Below are 20,068 nucleotides of genomic sequence, written 5' to 3'. Positions count from 1 at the left end.
GGACATCGGGGCGGGTTCCGGGGCCGGGCCCGGGGCCGGATCCGAGACCGCTGCCTCAGGCACCCGGGACACCGGGCCGTCGAGACTGGAACCCGGCTCAGTTCACGCCGTCGACCTTCCCGCCGGCCGCAGGTCCGTACCGCCGGGGGGTTCGCACCACCGGAGTCGACCCCACCGGCCCAGCCCGTCTGCGAGGTGGTGCCAATGACCACGGTGACCTCCGCCCGGCGCCGCACGCCGGCCGAGCGACAGCTGACCGCCGCCGCGATCGCCACGGCGGTCTGCGTCGTCGCCTCGACGCTGTGGATCTGCTACGTGCTCGTCCGTCTCGGCGATCCGGGCGTGCACCAGCCCCGCGACGAACTCGGCAACCTGATCTACGCCCTCCCGACCGCGGGGGCGGGCATGATTCTGCACGCCCACCGCCCCGGCAACCCGCTCGGCTGGGTGCTGCTGGTCTACGCGTTGACCGAGATCCTGCCGGACGCGGCCGCGGCGCCCGTCTCGGTCGAGGTCACCGACCCGGGCATCGTCGGCGCCGTGGCCGCCTTCGCCGCGCTCTGCAACTCGGTGAACGTGACGATCTTCTACGTACTCCCACTCTGGCTGCCGGACGGGCGGCTGACGACCCGGCGCTGGTGGTGGTACATCGGCGCCGTCGCGCTGTTCGTGGTCCCGGAGATGGCCCAACGGCTCGACCGCCCCCGGCAGTTCGGCCGACCCAACCCAATGGCCGGCAACCCGCCGGCGCACTTCTTCGCCACCGCCACCGACGCCCTGGGCGGCCACGACCTGCTGGTCAGCGAATGCCTGGTCGGGATCGTGAGCGCCGTCCTCCTGGCCCGCCTGCTGCGTCCACGCCGGGCGGGCGACGGGCGCGAGGTCCTTCGACACCGCCTGCGGGTGGCGGCGATGCTCGGCGCCTACCTGTTCTGGGCCGGCATGCAGGACCTGTACTCGCGGAACTTCACCGAGCACTACTGGCTCAGCTACTCGCTGTTCGCCGCCGCGGGGCTGGTGTGGGCGGTCGCGGTGGCGTACCTGGTCGTCCGGGACCACGGCTGGCGGCTCGACCGGGCGGCCCGCAGCGTGCTGATCGGGCTGCTGCTGGGCACCGGGGTCACCGGACTGTTCCTGGTGGCCGCCGCGCTGCTCTCCGGCTGGCTCCTGCCGGGGCGCGGCGGGGCGGCGCTACTGCTGATCGCCCTGGTGTACGCACTCGGCGCGGCCCTGCCGCGGGCGGCCAGGCGGGTCGTCGCCCTGGTGGACCGGCTGTACTACGGCGAGCGCGCGCAGCCGTACCAGGTGCTGCGCACGCTCGCGGGCCGGGTGCGGCAGGTCGTCGACCCGGCGCGGCTGCCGGAGACGCTGTGCGCGACGGTCGCCGAGGAGTTGCGGCTGCCCGGGGTCACCCTCGCCGTTACCACCCGGGCCGGGCGCCGGACGCTGGCCACCGCCGGACGGCTGGACGGGCACAGCCAGGACTTCGCACTGGTCCACAACGGGCTGCCGATCGGCGAGTTGACCGTCGGACTGCGGGCGGGCGAGACGCGGTTGGAGGCCACTGACATCGACATCCTGCGCTCGCTCGCCGACCAGGCCTCCCCGGCGGTCGCCTCGCTGCGGCTCCAGGAGGACCTGCAGGCCAGCCGGGAGCAGATCGTCGCGGCGCGGGAGGAGGAACGGCGGTGGCTGCGGCGGGACATCCACGACGGGCTCGGGCCGGCGCTGGCCGGCCTTCGGCTGCGGGTGGACAACGCCGCGACGTCGGCGGACGACGGGCTCGCGGACACCCTGAGCGGGGTCTCGGACGGGTTGGGGATGACGATCAAGGAGGTCCGCCGGATCACCGACCGGCTCGGGCCGGCGCCGCTCGGCGAGTTCGGGCTGACCCGGGCCGTCCGGCAGCTGACGGACGCCTTCAGCGGCGCCGGGCTGACCGTGACGGCGGAGCTGTCGCCGGACCCGCTGCCGGAGCTGCCCGCGGCGGTGGAGGTCGCGGCCTACCGCATCGCGGCGGAGGCGCTCAACAACGTGCTCCGGCATGCCCGGGCCCGGACGGCGCGGGTGGCGCTGCGGGTGGACGAGGAGGCCCTGATGCTGACCGTGCAGGACGACGGGGTGGGGTACCGGGAGGACATCGGCGAGCAGCCGGGCGGCGGAGTGGGGCTGCGGTCGATGGCGGACCGCGCGGCGGAGATCGGCGGGCACTGCACCGTTCGCGCACTGCCGACGAACGGGGGCACTCAGGTGCTGGCGATCCTGCCGCGATCGGCTACGGCCGACCGGTGAGCTGACCCGGTGGGGGAGGCGGACGGATGACGGGGAGCAGGGAACAGGGAACAGGGAACAGGGAACAGGGAACAGGGAACAGGGAACAGGGAACAGGGAACAGATGACAGAGTTTGAAATCTGTCATCTGTTCCCTGTCATCTGTTACCTGTCAGCTGTGATCAGGCGGCCGGCCCCGGAGGGGTGGGCGGCACTCCGCAGTTGCCGAGCTTGCAGCCGACGCCGCCACCACCGTCCGGTGTCACCACCGGGGACGGGGCGAGGCGGCCACGGGACTCCGAAGCGGAGGCGGAACAGGCGTTGCGCAGCGCCATCGCCGCCGCGATCAGGCCCCCCAGCACGCCGGCCGCGCAGATCGCCGTGGTCGTGGTGTTGGTTGCCATGAGGAGGTACTCCTGTTTCTTCCGGGCGACCGGTCGTGGTCGATCGGTCACTCTCAACTCTGCGGACGGACACGCCCCGAGCGCATGGGCTTGACGTCCCATTCCGGTCCCGGTTCGGCGCCCGGCGCGTGGATGCGGCCCAGCACGGCGGTGACCTGCCTGTGCGATCCGGCCCGCAGGCCGTACCGCTCCTTGGCCCTGGCGTAGACCAAGTCGCCCGGGTAGAGCGGCACTTCGCCGAGCTCGCCGAGGAAGACGCCGGGCCCGGAGAGGACCAGCAGGAAGACGTCGGCCGCCCGCTCCTCGAACGGCCCGCAGAGGCCGCCCGGTTCGAGGTCCACGGTGGCCACCTCGACCTGGCGCCAGGCCCGGGCGGGGCCGGGGCCCGAGCGCTGGGCCGGGATGCCGGCGCGGGACGGGGTGGGCCGGACGGTGAGCACCGTGGTCGGTGCGCCCCGGACGGCGGTGAGCCGGCAGGTGCTGCCGGGCCGGTGGTGCAGCGCCTCACCCGGGGAGAGGATCCGGCCGGCTGCGGACAGTCGGCCGGAGAGCACCACGGTCACCGACTCGGCCGACCCGTACGGGAGTTGGTCGAGACGGACACCGGGCGGCAGGGTCTCGACGGTGAGCCCGGCGCGGACGGACGGCCGCTGCTCCGGGTCGATCAACCGCCGGAGGACGGGCGCGGTGCGGGGGACGGCGACGGGGACGACGATCACTTCTGGTCTCCTGGGACGGGGGACGGGCGATCCGCGACGGGTGGGGTTCAGGGCCGGTCGCGGCGGGCGGCGCGGCGCCTGGCCAGGGCGGCCCGGGTACCGGCGTTGTGCCGGGGGACGGCGAGGGTGAGGCAGAGCAGTTCGGCACCGAGCGGCCCGGCTTCGAGGTGCAGCGTCCGGCCGCGGCGGGCCAGCAACAGGTCACCCTCGGAGGCCAAGTGGTCGGTCTCGTCGGAGAGTTGTCCGACGACAGCGGCGCCGCGCAGCACGTGCAGGACGGTCTCGGCGTCGGGCCGGCCGGTCAGCACGTGATGGGCGCCGGGGCTCAGCCGCAGGTGGTCGAAGGCCTCGCAGTCGCTGGTGAGCATCGAGCGCCGCGCCAGCGAGCGGATCCGGACGCGTTCGCCGTTCGGGCCGAGGACGACCATGGCAGCGCCGGTGTCGGTGGTGACGATCATGCGGGTTCATCTCCGCTCGACGGGATGGGGCGGCCGGCGGGGACGGTCAGGACGGCGTGGAAGTACTCCATCCCGGCGGTGCCGGCGGTGAGGACGGTCCGGCTCCCGAGCGGGAGGACGACGGCGGTGCCCTCCACGAGGGGGATGCCGGAGTCCTGCGGCTCGGGGTCGTACGGCTGGTCGTCGTTCGCGGCGGCGTCCGGCCGTACCGCGTTCTCCGGCGGTTCGGCGAGCCCGGAGCCAGCGGTGACGTAGAGCGCGTGCTCGACGCCGTCGGCGGCCACCTCGGTGCGGTGGCCCGGTTCGAGCCGCTGCAGGCCGACGCCGCGCAGCGGGCCCGCGAGCAGGCGGCCGGGGTCGACGGCGCCTCGTCGGCGCAGGTCGGTGATGACGGTGCCCGGCATTTCGGCGCTCCTTCCGGTCTCCGGCGGGCCCTGCGGTCCGCCTCTGTGACCCACCGTGCGCCGCCCGTTGTCCCGTCCACACGGGGGTTCCGTCCCGTCCGGATCCCGTCCGGATCCCGTCCGCAGCCCACTCGCATCCCGGGCCGGATCCCGGTCGGTCCCGGCCCGATCCCACGCCCGATCCCACGCCCGATCCCACGTGCGATCCCACTCGTGATCCCGGCCGCGATCCCACTCGCGATCCCGTCGGACGGCCCCGCGCACAAGGACGTACGGACGTACGGTGGAACCGGAGGCCGTGTCATGCACGTCACCGGAACACACTTCACCCCCTTCGCCGACCGCACCGACGCGGGCCGCAGGCTGGCCGCCCGGCTCGGGCACCTGAGCGGCCCCGACACCGTGGTGGTGGCGCTGCCGAGGGGCGGCGTGCCGGTGGCCGCCGAGGTGGCGGCGGTGCTCGGCGCTCCGCTGGACATCTGCGTCATCCGCAAGCTCGGCGTGCCCTACCAGCCCGAGCTGGGCATGGGCGCGATCGGCGAGGGCGGCGTCCGGGTGCTGAACGAGCAGGTCATCCGGCTCGCCTCGGTCACCGACGACCAGCTGGCCGAGGTGGAGCGGCGCGAGCGCGTCGAACTGGAGCGCCGGGCCCGTCGCTACCGGGGCGACCGCCCGCCGACGGACGTGCGCGGCCGGGTCGTGGTCGTGGTGGACGACGGCATCGCCACCGGTTCCACCGCCCGGGCGGCGTGCCGGATCGTCCGGGAGCGTGGTGCGGCCCGGGTGGTGCTGGCCGTGCCGGTGGCACCCCGGGACTGGATCGACCGCCTCGACGAGGTCGCCGACGAGCTGGTCTGCGTGAGCACGCCGTCCCCGTTCTTCGCGATCGGGGAGTTCTACGCCGACTTCTCGCAGACCGAGGACGAGGAGGTGCTGCGGCTGCTCGCCGAGGCCCACGACAGTGCGGCAGCGGCTCCAGCGGCGGCGTCAGCGACGACGACGGCGGCGAGGGCGACGTCCGGGACGGCCGCGGGGGTGGACCGGGAGCTGGTGCTGCCCGCCGCCGGGGTCCGGCTCGCGGGCCGGCTGACCGTACCGGCCGGCGCGCTCGGCATCGTGGTCTTCGCGCACGGCAGCGGCAGCAGCCGGCACAGCCCGCGCAACCGGTACGTCGCCGACCGGCTGAACCGCGCCGGGCTCGCCACACTGCTGTTCGACCTGCTCACCGAGGCCGAGGAGGCGGACCGGCGCAACGTGTTCGACGTGGCGCTGCTGGGCTCTCGGCTGACCGCCGTCGCCCGACAGCTGAACACGGGCAGCAAACCCGAGGCCGCACCCGAATCCGCCGCCGCGGCCGTGACCGAGACCCGCGGCCTGCCGCTCGGCCTGTTCGGCGCCAGCACCGGCGCCGCCGCCGCGCTGCACACCGCCGCCGAGCTGGGCCCGGCCGTGCGCGCCGTGGTCTCCCGGGGCGGCCGCCCCGACCTCGCCGGGGCCGAGGAGCTGAGCCGGGTGAGCGCCCCGACGCTGCTCGTCGTCGGCGCCCTGGACGTCACCGTCCTGGACCTCAACCGGCGGGCCGCACGCCGGCTCCGCTGCGAGCGGGAACTGGCGGTGGTGCCGCGCGCGACCCACCTGTTCGAGGAGCCCGGAGCCCTCGACGAGGTCGCTGAGCTGGCCCGGGACTGGTTCCTGCGCCACCTCCCCGAGCCCGGGTCCGCGACCGTCGACCCGTGACCGATCCGTGGACCGATCCGTGGACGACCCGTCGACGCCGATTGCGCAGACTTCGTGCGTCACCCCCGATAGGCAGCGCAATTTGCGCAGCGCAACGCAGGAATTCCTGGCCAGCTTGTACACATTGAGCAGTGAAAAACCGACCTGTTGCCCAACCATCCCGACAGGAGCAAGCTCTCCGCAACCGCACCGCCCACCCATCCGCGGTGCGGTCGCGATCCAGCGGGAGCCTCAAAGCCGAGGCCCGAAGTGGAGGAACGAGCGATGACCACGCAGTCCCACGCCCTTGAGTTGACCCCCGAGGAGCGCGAGGCCGGTCTTGACGCCGACCAGCTGCGCCGCCTCGTCGGCCTGGTCGAGCACGACGCCGCCGCCGACCCGTTCCCGGTCACGGCCCAGGACGCGGTCGTCTTCGTGGTCGGCAACGCCACCCAGACGGCCCAGTTCTACCAGGTCGTGTTCGGCATGGAGCTGGTCGCCTACTCCGGCCCGGAGACCGGCCGCCGCGACCGCAAGGCGTACGTGCTGCGCTCCGGCTCCTGCCGCTTCGTGATCAAGGGCGGGGTCCAGCCGGGCAGCCCGCTGCTGGACCACCACCGCCGCCACGGCGACGGCGTCGTGGACCTCGCCCTGGAGGTCCCGGACGTCGACAAGTGCATCGAGCACGCCCGTGCCTCCGGCGCCACCGTCCTGGAGGAGCCGAACGACGTCTCGGACGAGAACGGCACGGTGCGCCGCGCGGCCATCGCCACCTACGGCGAGACCCGTCACACCCTGATCGACCGCTCCCGTTACCACGGCCCCTACCTGCCGGGTTACGTCGTCGCGGAGAGCAAGGTGACCCACCCGGCGGGCTCGCCCAAGCGCCTGTTCCAGGCCCTCGACCACGCCGTCGGCAACGTCGAGCTGGGCCGCATGGACGAGTGGGTGGCGTTCTACAACCGCGTCATGGGCTTCGTGAACATGGCCGAGTTCGTCGGCGACGACATCGCCACCGAGTACTCCGCGCTGATGTCCAAGGTCGTCGCCAGCGGCAACCACCGGGTGAAGTTCCCGCTCAACGAGCCGGCCGTCGCCAAGAAGAAGTCCCAGATCGACGAGTACCTGGAGTTCTACACCGGCCCCGGCTGCCAGCACATGGCGCTCGCCACCAACGACATCCTCACCACCGTGGACGTGCTCCGGGCGCGCGGCGTGGAGTTCCTCAACACCCCGGACGCGTACTACGACGACCCGGAGCTGCGCGAGCGGATCGGCAAGGTCCGCGTTCCGATCGAGGAGCTGAAGAAGCGCGGCATCCTGGTCGACCGCGACGAGGACGGCTACCTGCTGCAGATCTTCACCAAGCCGATCGGCGACCGTCCGACCGTCTTCTACGAGTTCATCGAGCGGCACGGTTCGCTCGGCTTCGGCAAGGGCAACTTCAAGGCGCTCTTCGAGTCGATCGAGCGCGAGCAGGACCGACGCGGCAACCTGTGAGTGTCGTGATCGTCGGAGAGCTCTGACGGACGGTCGAGGAGGACCACGGAGATGGCGTACTACCGGCAGCTGGGCAGCATCCCGCCCAAGCGGCACACCCAGCACCGCACCCCCGAAGGCGGGCTGTACTACGAGGAGTTGATGGGCGAGGAGGGGTTCTCCTCGGACTCCTCGCTGCTCTACCACCGGGGCATCCCCTCGGCCGTGGTCAACGCGGTGCCCTGGGAGCTGCCGGACCAGTCCACCGTGCCCAACCACCCGCTCCTCCCCCGCCACCTCAAGCTGCACGAGCTGTTCGCGGGCCAGGAGTGGAAGTCCGCCGACGTCGTGAGCAGCCGCCGGCTGGTCCTCGGCAACGGCGACGTGCGGATCTCGTACGTCGCCGCCGGGGCCCCGAGCGAGCTGTACCGCAACGGGCTCGGCGACGAGTGCGTGTACGTGGAGTCCGGCTCCGGCACGGTCGAGACGGTGTTCGGCTCGATCGAGGTCGGCCAGGGCGACTACGTGCTCATCCCGCGCGCCACCACCCACCGCTGGGTGCCGGCCGGCGACGAGCCGCTGCGCGCGTACTGCATCGAGGCGAACAGCCACATCACCCCGGTCAAGCGCTTCCTGTCCAAGTACGGCCAGCTGCTGGAGCACGCGCCGTACTGCGAGCGGGACTTCCGCGGACCGGTCGGCCCGCTGCTGGTCGAGGACGCTCCCGGCGACGTCGACGTGCTGGTCAAGCACCGTGGCCCGCAGGGGATTTCGGGCACCCGCTACACCGTGCCGCACCACCCCTTCGACGTGGTCGGCTGGGACGGCTGCCTGTACCCGTACGCCTTCAACATCCGGGACTACGAGCCGATCACCGGGCGGATCCACCAGCCGCCGCCGGCCCACCAGGTGTTCGAGGGCCAGAACTTCGTGATCTGCAACTTCGTCCCGCGCAAGGTGGACTACCACCCGCTGTCGATCCCGGTGCCGTACTACCACGCCAACGTGGACAGCGACGAGGTCATGTTCTACTGCGGCGGCGACTACGCGGCCCGCAAGGGCTCGGGCATCGGCCAGGGCTCGATCTCGCTGCACCCCGGCGGTCACACCCACGGGCCGCAGCCGGGCGCGTACGAGCGCAGCATCGGCGTGGAGTTCTTCGACGAACTCGCCGTCATGGTGGACACCTTCCGCCCGCTGGAACTCGGCGAGGGCGGCCGGGCCAGCGAGGACGGCAACTACGCCTGGACCTGGGCCGGTCGGGGGCCCGGGCGATGAGCACGCTGCCCACCGGGGATGCGATCCCCGCTGCCGGGGGCCTGGTCCCGGACGCCGGGGCGATCCCGGAGCTGTTCCGCGGGCTCTTCGACGATGCGGCGGTGTTCCCGCCGGGGAACCTGCCGGTCGCCGAGGCGGTGCCCGCGCACCGCGCCCACCGTGCGGCCTGGTACGCCGAGGCGGTCGGGCCGTTCCTCTGCGGGCCGGGTCGGCTGGGCGAGTTGGCCGCGGCGGCCGCGGGCGGCGCGGCTGCAGCGGGCGGCGCGGCTGCAGCGGGCGGTCCGGTGACGGGCGGTCCGGTGACGGGCGGCGCGCGGTTCAGGGTCGGGCTCGTACTGCCGGGGGGCAGTACCGAGCTCGCCCCGGCGCTCGCCGCCGCCGCGCCGTTCGAGCTGGCCGGCGTCGAGCTGGCCACCCGGGACGCCGCCGAGGCGGTCGCCGAGCTGGACCGCCTGCTCCCGCCGGACGTCCCGGCCGCCGTCGAACTGCCGCGCGAACTCCTGCGCGGGGACGGGCTGGACGCCGTCCTGGACGTCCTGGTGGACAGCGCGTACCGGGCGAAGTTCCGCACCGGCGGGCTGATCGCCGAGGCGTTCCCGGACGAGCAGGAGCTGGCCGCCTTCCTCACCGGCTGCGCGCGGCGCGGACTGCCGTACAAGTGCACGGCCGGGCTGCACAACGCCGTCCGGCACACCGACCGGGAGACCGGCTTCGAGCACCACGGCTTCCTGAACGTCCTGTTGGCCGCGCAGGAGACCGACGCGGCCGCGGCCGCGGCGGTGCTCGCGGAGCGCGACGGCGAGGTACTGGCCAAGGCGGTACGTGCACTGACGGATCGTCAGGTTACGGTGATCCGCAACTCGTTCACCGCGTTCGGCACCTGCAGCATCGCCGAACCCCTGGGCGACCTGGCCGCGCTCGGCCTGCTGTCGTCGCCCAGTCCACTGCCCCAGGAGGACCGTTGACCACCGCCGGAAGCCCCCGCAGCTGGCTCGCCAGCGCCCAGGACTCGCCGTTCGGCGTGCACAACCTGCCGTACGGCGTCTTCACCGCCGCCGACCAGCCCGGGCGGCGCCGGATCGGCGTGCGCGTCGGGGACTTCGTCCTGGACGCCGGGGCGGCCGCCCGCGCGGTCGGCGCGCCGTCCACGTTGCTGGACGCGGACTCGCTCAACCCGCTGATGGCGGCGGGGCGTCCGGTCTGGACGCGGGTGCGGGCGGACCTGACGACCTGGCTCACGGACGAGTCCTTCCGCGAGGCGCTGTCGCCGGCGCTGCTGCCGGTGGACGAGGTCGAGCTGCACCTCCCCTTCGAGGTCGCCGACTACGTCGACTTCTACGCCTCCGAGCACCACGCGACCAACCTGGGCCGGATCTTCCGCCCGGGCTCGGAGCCGCTCACGCCCAACTGGAAGCACCTGCCGATCGGTTACCACGGGCGGGCGGGGACGGTCGTGGTCTCCGGCACGCCGGTGGTGCGGCCGTACGGGCAGCGCAAGGCGCCCACCGACCCGGCACCGGGCTTCGGGCCGTCCCGGCGGCTGGACATCGAGGCCGAGGTCGGCTTCGTCGTCGGCACGCCGTCCGAGCTGGGCAAGCCGGTCGTGCTGGACGACTTCCGCGAGCACGTGTTCGGCGTCTGCCTGCTCAACGACTGGTCGGCGCGCGACATCCAGGCCTGGGAGTACGTGCCGCTGGGCCCGTTCCTCGGCAAGTCCTTCGCCACCTCGATCTCGCCGTGGATCGTCCCGCTGGACGCCCTGCAGCACGCCCGGGTCACCCCGCCGGAGCGCGACGTCGAGCCACTGCCGTACCTGGACGACCGGGGCGGCGAGCCGTGGGGCCTGGACCTGGCCATGGAAGTCCGGCTGAACGGACACCTGGTGTCCCGCCCGCCGTTCGCCACCATGTACTGGACGGCGCAGCAGCAGCTGACCCACATGACCGTCAACGGCGCCTCGCTGCGCACCGGCGACCTGTTCGCCTCGGGGACGGTCAGCGGGCCGGAGCCGGACACCCGGGGCGCGCTGATCGAGCTGACCTGGAACGGCGAGGAGCCGCTGAAGCTCGCGGACGGGACGACCCGGACCTTCCTGGAGGACGGCGACGAGGTCGCCATCACCGCCACCGCGCCCGGCCCGGACGGGGCCGTGGTCGGCTTCGGCGAGGTGACCGGGCGGGTGCGCGGGTAGCGGCTGACGGCTGACGGCTGACGGCTGACGGCTGACGGCTGACGGCTGACGGAGAACAGATAACAGAAGACAGATGACAGCCGACAGATTTCATCATCTGTCGGCTGTCATCTGTTTTCCCGCCCGCGCCCCGCGCCCCTCGCCCCGCGCCCGCGCCCGCGCGCCTACAGCCCCGCGCCGCCGGTGGCGTCGATGACCCGTCCGGTCACCCAGCGCGCGTCGTCGGAGGCGAGGAAGGCGACGATGTCCGCGATGTCCTCCGGCTGCCCGACCCGGCCGAGCGCGGCGACCGAGGCCGCGTAGGCCTCCGCCTCTGCATTTCCGCGCAGCCAGCCCGCGTTGACGTCGGTGTCCACGATGCCGGGGGCGACCGAGTTCACGGTGATCCCGCGTGGCCCGAGCTGCTTGGCGAGGTTGAGGGTGAAGGTGTCCAGCGCCCCCTTGGTCGCGCCGTAGGCGATGATCTCCGGCATCGCCAGCCGTGCGGCACCACTGGAGATGTTGACGATCCGGCCGCCGTCCCGCAGCCGCTCCAATCCGTGCCGCACCACGAAGAACGGTGCACGGACGTTGACGGCGAACAGCTCGTCGAACTGCTCCTCGGTCAGCGCGCCGAGGTCCGCGCTTCGGCCGATCCCGGCGTTGTTGACGATGATGTCCACCCCGCCGCCCGGGGCGTGCGCCCCGATGCCGGCGTCGAAGGCGTCCCACAGTGCGGCCGCGTCGCCGTGCCGGCCGAGCTCGGCCCGCACCGCGAACGCCCGGCCGCCGTCGGCGCGGATGCCCGCCACCACCTCCTCGGCCGCCGCCGCGTCGCGGGCGTAGCCGACCGCCACGGTGGCGCCGTCCCGTCCGAGCCGGCGGGCGATCGCCCGGCCGATCCCCCTATTACCGCCCGTGACCAGCGCCGTCCTGTCCCGAAGTCCGTACGCGCCCAAGACAGATCCTCCTCCTGTCGCAATCGGCGTTGCATCCCGATAATTATTGAGCGATCGCTCAAGAAATAACCTAGCACGCACTTCTTGAGTGAGTGCTCTAAAATTCAACGCATGACCGAGGCAACGGCAGGAGCACAGGCGACCGACGGCGCGACGGCCGCCCCCGACCCGGGCCCCGCCCACGGAACAGGCCCCGCCACCCCGGCCCGCCCCAGGCGCGGCCGCCCGCCGACCTTCGACCGTGCCGAGGCCCTGGCCGCAGCCACCCGGCTGTTCTGGGAGCGCGGCTACGAGGCCACCTCCGTCACCGACCTGACGGCCGCCACGGGCATGCGCCCGGGCAGCCTGTACGCGGCGTTCGGCGACAAGCGCTCGCTGTTCGAGGAGGTCGTCCGCGCATACGGCAGCTCGCCCGTCGGCGCGTTCGCGGCGGTCGCGCTGGCGGAGGAGCCCACCGCGTACGGAGCCTTCGCCCGCATCCTGCGCGAGGCCGCCGCCATCTACCCCGACCCGTCCCACCCGGCCGGCTGCCTGGTGATCTCCGCCGCCACCAACGTCTCCGCACAGGACGCCGGCATTCAGGCCCGGCTGCGCGAACTGCGCAACGAGAACCAGCGGGTCTTCGAAGCGCGGCTGCGCCGGGCCGTGGAGGAGGGCGAACTGCCGCCCGAGGCGGACCCGAAGGCACTGGCCGGCTATCTCGCCACCGTCATCCAGGGCATGTCGCAGCAGGCCCGGGACGGCGCCACCGCCGACGACCTGGCCCGCACCGCCGAACTCGCCCTGCGCGCCTGGCCCTGAGCCGGACCGGGTCGACCGAGGGGCGTCACCCCTCCTTTCCCCCCGGAGCCCGGCCCGGTGATCACAACTGCGCACCGCCCCCGGTACGGTGGACACGGACGTGCACGGCCGGAGTCGACATCACCGAGGAACGGGAGCGGGCTCGATGAACGCAGAGGTGGCGGAGGTCCAGGCGTTCCTGGACGGCAGCGTCGGACGGATCGTGCTGAACCGCCCGCGGGCGCTCAACTCGCTGACCCACGGCATGATCACCGCCCTGCGCGCGACCCTGGACGCCTGGTCCACCGACGACCGGGTGCGCGTCGTCGTCCTGACCGGCGCGGGCGAGCGCGGCCTGTGCGCGGGCGCCGACATCCGCGCGATGCACGACGACGCGAAGGCGGGCGGGGCCGGCACCCGGGCGTTCTTCCGTGACGAGTACCTGCTGAACGCGCTGATCGCCCGCTACCCGAAGCCGTACGTCGCGGTGATGGACGGCATCACGATGGGCGGTGGCGTGGGCCTCTCCGCCCACGGCGCGGTCCGGATCGTCACCGAGCGCTCCACCGTCGCGATGCCGGAGACCCGGATCGGCCTCGTCCCGGACGTCGGCGGCAGCCGCCTGCTCGCCCACACCCCGGGCGAGTTGGGCCTCCACCTCGGTCTCACTTCCGCCTCGATGGGCCCGGGCGACGCGCTGCTGTGCGGGTTCGCGGACCACTACGTGCCCTCCGCGCGGATACCGGAGTTGCTCGACGCCCTCACCCGCGCCGCCGCCACCGACCTCCTGCCCACGGCCGCCACGCCGGTCACCGCCGTCGATGCCGTCGATGCCGTCGTCGCCGCGCACGCCGAGCCCGCGCCGCCCGCCGCCCTGGCCGGGCAGCGCGCCTGGATCGACGCCTGCTACGCGGCCGACACCGTCGAGGAGATCGTCGAGCACCTGCTGAACTCCGGTGTCCCGGAGGCGAAGGAGGCGGCCGAGCTGGTCCTCGGCAACTCCCCCACCGCCGTCAAGGCCACCCTGGCCGCGCTGCGCCGGGCCCGTACGCTGCCCTCCCTGGAGGCCGTGCTCGACCAGGAGTACCGCATCTCCTGCGCGGCGCTGGACGGCCATGACCTGGTCGAGGGCATTCGCGCCCAGGTGATCGACAAGGACCGCAACCCCCGCTGGGAGCCCGCCACCCTCGCCGAGGTGACGGAGGCCGACGTCGCCCGCTTCCTCGCGCCGCGCGAGGGCGACGAGCTGGGCCTGGCCTGACGACGTCCCGGGTCGATATCCCGGGTCGACGGCTCGTGACCGGCGTCTCGCATGTCAAGACTGGCGCGAGGCGGGGCACGTCGTAGATCGTTGGGTGGTCAGGGCGCGCCCGCGCGGCGCCGAGCAGCGGAATGGGAGTCGACGGCGATGACCGAGACCGAGACCTACGAGACGATCCTGGTCGAGCGCAAGGGCCGGGTGGGGCTGATCACGCTCAACCGGCCCAAGGCGCTCAACGCGCTGAACACCCAGCTGATGAACGAGGTGGTCGCGGCCGCGACCGCCTTCGACCGGGACCCGGAGATCGGCTGTCTGGTGATCACCGGCTCGGAGAAGGCCTTCGCGGCCGGCGCCGACATCAAGGAGATGCAGGGCAACCGCTTCCCGGACGTCTACCTGGACGACTGGCTGGGCCCGTGGGACCGGTTCGGCGCGCTGCGCAAGCCGGTGGTGGCGGCCGTCGCCGGCTTCGCACTGGGCGGCGGCTGCGAGCTGGCGATGATGTGCGACATCCTGCTGGCGGCGGACACCGCGAAGTTCGGCCAGCCGGAGATCAAGCTCGGCGTCATCCCCGGCATCGGCGGCTCGCAGCGGCTAACCCGGGCGGTCGGCAAGGCGAAGGCGATGGAGCTGTGCCTGACCGGTCGGATGATGGGGGCCGAGGAGGCCGAGCGAGCGGGCCTGGTCTCCCGGATCGTCCCCGCCGACCAGCTGCTCGCGGAGGCGCTGGCCACCGCCGAGACCGTCGCCGCGATGTCCACCCCGGCGGCGATCACGCTCAAGGAGAGCGTCAACCGGTCCTTCGAGACCACCCTGGCGGAGGGCGTCCGCTTCGAGCGCCGACTCTTCCACGCGACCTTCGCCACGGCGGACCAGAAGGAGGGCATGGCCGCCTTCGCCGAGAAGCGCCCGCCGTCCTTCACCAACCGCTGACAGATGACAGATAACAGCTGACAGCTGACAGATTTCATCATCTGAAATCTGTCGGCTGTCAGCTGTAGGTCGTCACCCGCCCCGCCGGCTCACTCCTCCACCGCCGCCGTGTTCAGCCGGGCGAGCCCGCTGCGGGTGGCGGCCACCACGATCCGGTCGCCCGGGGCGAGCTGCCGGGTGCGGTCGGGGAAGTTCCACTGCACCTGCGCGCTGCGGGCGAGGCGGACGGCGATCACCCGGACGCCGCCGGGGTCCTCCAGGTCGTGCCGGTTCAGGCCGATCAGCCCACTGCCGTCCTCCACCGTCAACTCGGCGATCAACAGCACGTGCCGGAACACCGACAGCGTCCCGCGCACCTCCCGCCCCATCAGCGCTGCCGCGAAGGCGGGCGCGGCCAGGTAGGAGACCGACCGCGAGGCCGCGTTGTCCAGCGTCTTGTAGAAGTGCCCGGCGAAGTTGTCGTCGAACAGCCGCACCACCACCCGGACTTCGGGATTGCCGTGCCGTGCCTCCAGCGCGGCCTCCAGGTTGGTGGCATCGTCGCCGCTCACCGCGACCAGTGCCCGGCTGTGCTTCAGCCTGGCCCGGCGCAGCTGCTGCTCGAACGGGCCGTCGCCCATCACCACCGGGATCCCGAGCGCCCGGACGGCGGCGATGCCGCGCGCCTGCGGGTCCCGCTCCATGCACACCACCGGCACGCCCAGATCGTGCAGTTGGGTGGCGACCCGGGTGCCGACGTTGCCGAGTCCGACGACGATCACGTGGTCCCGGGTACCCGCCCCGGGGTTGCGCGGTTGCCCGCGCCGCCCCGAGCCCAGCACCTCGACCGCGATGGCGGTGGCCACCGGCGCGAAGGTGATCCCGCAGATGGTGATCACCACCTGGGCGACCCGCTGCCAGAGGCCGCCGGTGCCCGTACCGGCGGCGATGTCGGAGGGCTGGTCCGGTTGGGCGGCCCCGGCCAGGTCGAGCAGCGAGATGTAGACGGTCCAGCCGAAGTCCCGGTTGAGGTACCAGAGCACGCCGAACGCCATCAGCACGGCCGCGAGGGCGGTGAGCAACACCATCCGCATCCGGGCGCTGGTGAAGAAGCGCATGGTGTCGAGCAGCCGCCAACGCAACCGCCGCCGCCAGCCGATCGGTTCCCGTGGCTCGATCCGCAGCACCTGCAGCGCGGCGGTGCCGCCCGGTTCCCGTTCCGTTACGGGGTCGGCCGTGTCGGGGTCGGCGGCGGCGGCATCGGCGGCGGCGGCTTCGGTACCGGCTTCGGTGTCAGCGTCCATCGAGGCTTCGGGTTCGGGTTCGGGTTCGCGCCGTAAGCCTCCGGGCCGGATCGGTCCGTCGTCGCCGAACTCGCGGGCGAGCCGGACGAATTCGGCCGAGTCGCCCTGCTGCTCGGGCAGCAGCCGGATCTTGCTGAGGTCCTGCCGGTCGATCTGGTCGGCGACCACGCAGAGTCGGTCGGAGGTGATCGCGTCGTCGAAGGCGATGTGCAGGTAACGCCCGTCGACCTCGACCGAGTTGGGGCGTCCGAGCGCGGCGGCCGCGAAGGCCGGGGCGGCGGTGGCGGAGCCGGAGAGTGCGGCGCCGTTCTTGAGCAGCCGTTCGATGTTCTCGCCGAGCCGCTGGTTGAACATCCGGAACACGATGCGGATGTCGGGGTTGTGGTTCTGCGCGCTGAGCGCGGCGTGGATGTTCTCCTGGTCGCTTCCCTCGACCAGGGCCAGGCCGCGGGCAGTGCCGATGGACACCGCGCGCAGAGCCTCGTCGGTGATGCTGGTGTACTCCACAACGGCCGCGACTCCGGCGAGTTGCTCGATCTGCGGCGCGTGGTCGCGGGTCCGGTCGGCGACCAGGACGACGACCGGGACCTCGTAGTGCTCCACGAGTTCCAGGATCAGCCGGTGCGCCAGCGCGTTGCCCCCGCAGACGATGTAGTGCTGGCAGATCGGCTCGACCGGAGGGGTCCCCCACCCTTCAGAAGTCATACCGCCGGATGATATCGACGGCGAGTGTCCGGAGGATGTCGTTCCGGCGACTGCGGCGAATCCCTCGAACGGCGGTATCCGGCACGCGGTCCGGCGGCGGTGCGAAGAGGCTGGGGTTCGTTCCCTGCCCGTCGTTCCCTGCGCTCCGTCCCCTCTCCCTCCCCGTCTCCCTCCCCGTCGAATTCAGCCCGAGGAGTATGCCATCGTGGTTCCTCCGATCGTCACCCCCGACGGTTCCCCGATCCAGGGACCGCTCGGCATGCTCGCCAAGGCCGCCTGGCAGGTCCTGCTGGTCGCCGGACTCGCCTCGCTCGCCCTCGGGATCGTGGTCTTCGCCTGGCCGGAGGAGACGCTGCTGGTGGTGGGCGTGCTCTTCGGCCTCTACCTGCTGGTGATCGGCATCGTGCAGCTGGTCGCCGCCTTCGGCACCCACGTCACCACCGCACTACGGGTGATGGCCTTCATCAGCGGGGCGCTCTGCGTGCTGCTGGGGCTGCTCTGCTTCCGCAGCGCGGTGCGGTCGCTGGTGCTGCTCGCACTCTGGATCGGCATCGGCTGGCTCTTCCGCGGCATCACCCAGCTCGCCGCCGCGATCTCCGACCCCCTGATGCCGGCCCGCGGCTGGCAGGCCTTCGCGGGCGTGGCCAACACGCTGGCCGGCGTGCTGCTCCTGGTCTGGCCGGTCGAGTCGATCGCCGCGCTGGCCGTTCTGGCCGGCTGCTGGCTGGTGATCCTGGGCCTGATCGAGATCGTGACGGCGGTCCAGGTACGAAGTCGCGCCAAGCAGATCCCCTCGGGGATCTGACCAGCGGATCGCGGACGCCGCGGCCGTGATGCCGGCGCCGGCATTACGGCCGCGGCGCGTAACCGAGCCGGAAGGTGGCGGCCTCCAGCCCTTCCGGGGTGAGCCGGACCCCGGTCAGCCGCTCGGCCAGCGCGAACGCGGCCTCGGTGTGCAGCTCGTACCGCTCCCCGTCGAGGTGGAAGCCGCAGGCCGTCAGCAGCTCGACGGTGCCCGGGGCGTCGGCGTCCGAGCCGTGCCGCTGGTCGGCGAAGAGCGGCTCGAACTGGAGCCGGCAGTCGCTGTGCTCCCACCAGTTGAAGTGGTCCTCGCCCATGGCGCCCCGGTAGTGCGAGACCAGCCGGGTGCCGTCGGCGAGGCCGGGGATCAGCTCGTACAGGCTCCCGAGGTAGCCGAAGGCCTCGACCGCGAGTGCCCAGCCGTCCAGTTCGGTGACGGCGACGAGCAGCCGGTCGTCGTCCTCGCCGAGCAGGGCCTCGGCCTCCTCGTCCTCACCGTCGTCGAAGGTCTCCCAGGCCTGGACCACGGCGCCCAGCCCGGTGACCTCGCGGCCGGGCAGGGCGTCGAAGCGCCGCAGCAGCTCCTCGGCGGAGATCCCCCGGACCTGGGTGAGGCAGTACGCCTCGCCCAGGACGGGGTAGCGCTGTTCGAACCAGGTGTAGTCGGTGGCGTGTGCGGTGGTCATGGCCCCGATGATGCCGGATCCCACCGACAACGCCGGTCGGGTGGCGCCGGGGTCAGAGCCAGACCGGCGCGTCCGTCCCCCACCGCCCGGGCGGGCGCGACCAGTCGGTGGGCGCGCCCTCGTACCCGATCGGCGGCAGGGCGTGGCGCAGTCGCCCGTACGCGGAGTCCGTCTCGACGAGCCACCGGGACGGGTCGTAGGCCTCGGCGGCGTGCGCCTCGGCGGCGTGGGGCTCGGGCGAGGCCTGGGCCGGCTTCTCCGGTTCGATGCCGTGCAGCAGCCAGGAAGCCGTGCCGGCGAGGGCGAAGCGCAGGTGGCGGCCGCCGGGGCGGCGGGTGCGCTGGTCGGTGAGGGCGCGCAGGACGGCGGCGGCGATGAGGTATCCGGTGCCGTGGTCGAGGGCCTGGGCGGGCAGGACGCCGGGTCGGCCGTCGGGGCCGGCCTCGTGGCCGGCGATGCCGACGCCGGCCTGCACCAGGCTGTCGAAGCCGCGTCGCCCGGCCCACGGGCCCCGCCAGCCCCAGGCGCAGATCTGGGCCACGACCAGGTCGGGGCGACGGGCGAACAGCGCGTCGGGAGCGAGGCCGTGGGCGTCGAGGGCACCGGGGCGGTAGCCGCTGACGACGACGTCGGCGGTGGCCAGCAGTTCCTCGAAGACGGCGCGTTCGGCGGGCTCGGCGAGGTCGAGGCGGGTGGAGCGCTTGCCGAAGCCGGTGTCGGCGTGGGCGTCCTCGGCCTCGGGCAGTCGGGGCGAGTCGATGCGCAGGACGTCGGCGCCGAGCAGCGCGAGGGTGCGGGTGGCAACGGGGCCGGCGATGACCCGGGTGAGGTCGAGGACCCGGACCCCCGCGGCGGGCCGGTCCACCGGGGCCGCACCGAGCGGACGGGCCCCGGCGGCAGCGGCGCCTTCGGCCTCGCCGCCGACGACGTCGACCTCCCACTTCTCCACCAGGGGGTGCATGGCCGTACTCACCGGCGCGACAGCCACCGCGAGCGCCCCCGCCGCGTACGCGCGCTCCTGGACCTGCTCGGCCGGCAGCGTGCGGAGCATCTCGGCGAGTTGCTCGGGCCCGGCGTCGGCGGCGAGGTCGAGGGCGGCGAGCAGCCGGGCGCGGTGGTGCGGGTAGTTGGCGTGGGTGCGTACCCAGCCGTCGGCGGTGCGCCAGAAGCCGGAGTGCGGGGCGAAGTTGACGGGCGAACGGCCGTCGACCGTCAGGTGTCGCTCGCTGACGAAGGCGGTGGCGACCGCACCCTCGTCCACCCGGACGGCGGGTACGGGGCCACCGCCGCGCAGGGCGGCCAGTTCGGCGGCGGCGAGCGAGCAGGCGGCCACGGTGGCCCGGGCGAGACGCCGCACCGGCAGGCCGGAGGGCAGGACGTCCTGCGGGCCGTGGAAGCTCACCCGCTCCAGCAGGTCGGGCGGCCCGCCGAGGGCCGCCCAGGCATCGGCGGTCGCACAGTCGACGGTGGCGCGGTCGGCGGTGGCACCTCCGGCAGGCGCACCTCCGGCGGGCCCGCCACCTGCGGGTTCACCTCCGGCGGATTCACCCGCGGCGCTCGCGGGACGGACGGAGCCTTCGGGCAGCGGACGATCGGTCATGACCGGCATTGTGCTCCCCTTCTCACGCGCTCGCCGTGACGCCCGCCACCAGCACCGGGGAGACGCAACACGGGCAGGGCGGCGTGGAGGTGGCCGTTCCTGACGACGCGGCAGCTGAAGGCCGATTCGGGGGCTGTCGACCGGGGCTGTCGACCGGGGGC

General features: G+C 73.2%; 18 protein-coding genes. 10 read left to right on the top strand and 8 right to left on the bottom strand.

Annotated elements, in window-relative coordinates:
* The first annotated feature begins 204 nt into the window (after window positions 1-204).
* Window positions 205-2,292 (top strand): ATP-binding protein, encoded by a 2,088-nt coding sequence (locus tag BX285_RS27645; RefSeq protein WP_121178576.1) that lies wholly within the window; start codon window positions 205-207, stop codon window positions 2,290-2,292.
* A 161-nt stretch (window positions 2,293-2,453) separates the two neighbouring features.
* Here BX285_RS27645 and BX285_RS27640 read toward each other — a convergent pair whose 3' ends face one another.
* Genes BX285_RS27640 through BX285_RS27625 form a run of 4 tightly spaced genes read right to left on the bottom strand, consistent with a single transcriptional unit; the run spans window position 2,454 to window position 4,256 of the window.
* The gene (locus BX285_RS27640) at window positions 2,454-2,675 is read right to left on the bottom strand and encodes a hypothetical protein (RefSeq protein ID WP_097235414.1); all 222 of its coding nucleotides are present in this window, start codon (window positions 2,673-2,675) and stop codon (window positions 2,454-2,456) included.
* A gap of 53 nt (window positions 2,676-2,728) precedes the next feature.
* Window positions 2,729-3,394, bottom strand: coding sequence for a cupin domain-containing protein (locus BX285_RS27635; protein WP_121178575.1), 666 nt, complete (start codon window positions 3,392-3,394; stop codon window positions 2,729-2,731).
* Window positions 3,395-3,441: 47 nt separating this feature from the next.
* A complete protein-coding gene (locus BX285_RS27630) occupies window positions 3,442-3,852 on the bottom strand; it encodes a hypothetical protein (RefSeq protein WP_121178574.1) in 411 nt (136 codons plus the stop codon).
* The gene (locus BX285_RS27625; RefSeq protein ID WP_121178573.1) at window positions 3,849-4,256 is read right to left on the bottom strand and encodes a hypothetical protein; all 408 of its coding nucleotides are present in this window, start codon (window positions 4,254-4,256) and stop codon (window positions 3,849-3,851) included. The genes BX285_RS27630 and BX285_RS27625 overlap by 4 nt, the downstream gene beginning before the upstream one ends.
* Before the next feature lie 303 nt (window positions 4,257-4,559).
* Here BX285_RS27625 and BX285_RS27620 point away from each other — a divergent pair, with 303 nt between their 5' ends.
* The 5 genes from BX285_RS27620 (at window position 4,560) to fahA (ending at window position 10,920) form a co-directional block, all read left to right on the top strand.
* Window positions 4,560-5,993 (top strand): phosphoribosyltransferase family protein, encoded by a 1,434-nt coding sequence (locus BX285_RS27620; protein ID WP_121178572.1) that lies wholly within the window; start codon window positions 4,560-4,562, stop codon window positions 5,991-5,993.
* Window positions 5,994-6,257: 264 nt separating this feature from the next.
* Entirely contained in the window at window positions 6,258-7,472 is a 1,215-nt protein-coding gene (gene hppD / locus BX285_RS27615) for a 4-hydroxyphenylpyruvate dioxygenase (RefSeq protein ID WP_097235419.1), read from the top strand.
* A 51-nt stretch (window positions 7,473-7,523) separates the two neighbouring features.
* Complete coding sequence (locus BX285_RS27610; protein WP_097235420.1) at window positions 7,524-8,729, top strand: homogentisate 1,2-dioxygenase; 1,206 nt, start codon at window positions 7,524-7,526, stop codon at window positions 8,727-8,729.
* Window positions 8,726-9,694: a hypothetical protein gene (locus tag BX285_RS27605; RefSeq protein WP_220783983.1), complete on the top strand. Its 969-nt coding sequence runs from the start codon at window positions 8,726-8,728 to the stop codon at window positions 9,692-9,694. The genes BX285_RS27610 and BX285_RS27605 overlap by 4 nt, the downstream gene beginning before the upstream one ends.
* Window positions 9,691-10,920 carry a fumarylacetoacetase gene (gene fahA / locus BX285_RS27600; protein ID WP_121178571.1) on the top strand — a complete coding sequence of 410 codons (1,230 nt, stop codon included), beginning with the start codon at window positions 9,691-9,693 and terminating at the stop codon, window positions 10,918-10,920. Before BX285_RS27605 ends, fahA begins: the two co-directional genes overlap by 4 nt.
* A 164-nt stretch (window positions 10,921-11,084) precedes the next feature.
* Here the strand turns inward: fahA and BX285_RS27595 are convergent, their stop codons facing one another.
* Window positions 11,085-11,858, bottom strand: coding sequence for an SDR family oxidoreductase (locus tag BX285_RS27595; protein WP_121178570.1), 774 nt, complete (start codon window positions 11,856-11,858; stop codon window positions 11,085-11,087).
* A 111-nt stretch (window positions 11,859-11,969) separates the two neighbouring features.
* Here BX285_RS27595 and BX285_RS27590 point away from each other — a divergent pair, with 111 nt between their 5' ends.
* The 3 genes from BX285_RS27590 to BX285_RS27580 all read left to right on the top strand — a co-directional run bounded on the left by BX285_RS27590 (window position 11,970) and on the right by BX285_RS27580 (window position 14,832).
* Window positions 11,970-12,659 carry a TetR/AcrR family transcriptional regulator gene (locus BX285_RS27590; protein WP_121178569.1) on the top strand — a complete coding sequence of 230 codons (690 nt, stop codon included), beginning with the start codon at window positions 11,970-11,972 and terminating at the stop codon, window positions 12,657-12,659.
* A gap of 145 nt (window positions 12,660-12,804) precedes the next feature.
* Complete coding sequence (locus BX285_RS27585; RefSeq protein WP_121178568.1) at window positions 12,805-13,899, top strand: enoyl-CoA hydratase/isomerase family protein; 1,095 nt, start codon at window positions 12,805-12,807, stop codon at window positions 13,897-13,899.
* A gap of 147 nt (window positions 13,900-14,046) precedes the next feature.
* The gene (locus tag BX285_RS27580) at window positions 14,047-14,832 is read left to right on the top strand and encodes an enoyl-CoA hydratase (protein ID WP_097235425.1); all 786 of its coding nucleotides are present in this window, start codon (window positions 14,047-14,049) and stop codon (window positions 14,830-14,832) included.
* A gap of 89 nt (window positions 14,833-14,921) precedes the next feature.
* On the opposite strand, the gene BX285_RS27575 is transcribed toward BX285_RS27580, so the two are convergent.
* Window positions 14,922-16,820 (bottom strand): NAD-binding protein, encoded by a 1,899-nt coding sequence (locus tag BX285_RS27575; RefSeq protein ID WP_121178567.1) that lies wholly within the window; start codon window positions 16,818-16,820, stop codon window positions 14,922-14,924.
* Window positions 16,821-17,025: 205 nt separating this feature from the next.
* On the opposite strand from BX285_RS27575, the gene BX285_RS27570 reads away from it, so the two are divergent.
* Window positions 17,026-17,625 (top strand): HdeD family acid-resistance protein, encoded by a 600-nt coding sequence (locus tag BX285_RS27570; RefSeq protein ID WP_259470812.1) that lies wholly within the window; start codon window positions 17,026-17,028, stop codon window positions 17,623-17,625.
* Window positions 17,626-17,668: 43 nt separating this feature from the next.
* Here BX285_RS27570 and BX285_RS27565 read toward each other — a convergent pair whose 3' ends face one another.
* Together BX285_RS27565 and BX285_RS27560 are read right to left on the bottom strand one after the other, a co-directional pair.
* A complete protein-coding gene (locus BX285_RS27565) occupies window positions 17,669-18,307 on the bottom strand; it encodes a DUF6461 domain-containing protein (protein ID WP_121178566.1) in 639 nt (212 codons plus the stop codon).
* 52 nt (window positions 18,308-18,359) lie between these two features.
* Entirely contained in the window at window positions 18,360-19,907 is a 1,548-nt protein-coding gene (locus tag BX285_RS27560; RefSeq protein ID WP_121179043.1) for a CoA transferase, read from the bottom strand.
* Between the last annotated feature and the right edge of the window lie 161 nt (window positions 19,908-20,068).

The sequence above is a fragment of the Streptomyces sp. 1114.5 genome, from assembly GCF_003635085.1.
Lineage (GTDB): Bacteria > Actinomycetota > Actinomycetes > Streptomycetales > Streptomycetaceae > Kitasatospora.
The sequence above is the reverse complement of the archived record's forward strand: the minus strand, read 5'-3'. Positions and strand labels throughout refer to the sequence as shown.

Bases quoted from the DNA above. Each gene is read 5' to 3' on its own strand.
- BX285_RS27645 (WP_121178576.1), top strand. From the start codon at position 205: ATGACCACGGTGACCTCCGCCCGGCGCCGCACGCCGGCCGAGCGACAG.
- BX285_RS27640 (WP_097235414.1), bottom strand. From the start codon at position 2,675: ATGGCAACCAACACCACGACCACGGCGATCTGCGCGGCCGGCGTGCTG.
- BX285_RS27630 (WP_121178574.1), bottom strand. From the start codon at position 3,852: ATGATCGTCACCACCGACACCGGCGCTGCCATGGTCGTCCTCGGCCCG.
- BX285_RS27625 (WP_121178573.1), bottom strand. From the start codon at position 4,256: ATGCCGGGCACCGTCATCACCGACCTGCGCCGACGAGGCGCCGTCGAC.
- BX285_RS27620 (WP_121178572.1), top strand. From the start codon at position 4,560: ATGCACGTCACCGGAACACACTTCACCCCCTTCGCCGACCGCACCGAC.
- hppD (WP_097235419.1), top strand. From the start codon at position 6,258: ATGACCACGCAGTCCCACGCCCTTGAGTTGACCCCCGAGGAGCGCGAG.
- BX285_RS27610 (WP_097235420.1), top strand. From the start codon at position 7,524: ATGGCGTACTACCGGCAGCTGGGCAGCATCCCGCCCAAGCGGCACACC.
- BX285_RS27605 (WP_220783983.1), top strand. From the start codon at position 8,726: ATGAGCACGCTGCCCACCGGGGATGCGATCCCCGCTGCCGGGGGCCTG.
- BX285_RS27590 (WP_121178569.1), top strand. From the start codon at position 11,970: ATGACCGAGGCAACGGCAGGAGCACAGGCGACCGACGGCGCGACGGCC.
- BX285_RS27585 (WP_121178568.1), top strand. From the start codon at position 12,805: ATGAACGCAGAGGTGGCGGAGGTCCAGGCGTTCCTGGACGGCAGCGTC.
- BX285_RS27580 (WP_097235425.1), top strand. From the start codon at position 14,047: ATGACCGAGACCGAGACCTACGAGACGATCCTGGTCGAGCGCAAGGGC.
- BX285_RS27575 (WP_121178567.1), bottom strand. From the start codon at position 16,820: ATGACTTCTGAAGGGTGGGGGACCCCTCCGGTCGAGCCGATCTGCCAG.
- BX285_RS27565 (WP_121178566.1), bottom strand. From the start codon at position 18,307: ATGACCACCGCACACGCCACCGACTACACCTGGTTCGAACAGCGCTAC.
- BX285_RS27560 (WP_121179043.1), bottom strand. From the start codon at position 19,907: ATGACCGATCGTCCGCTGCCCGAAGGCTCCGTCCGTCCCGCGAGCGCC.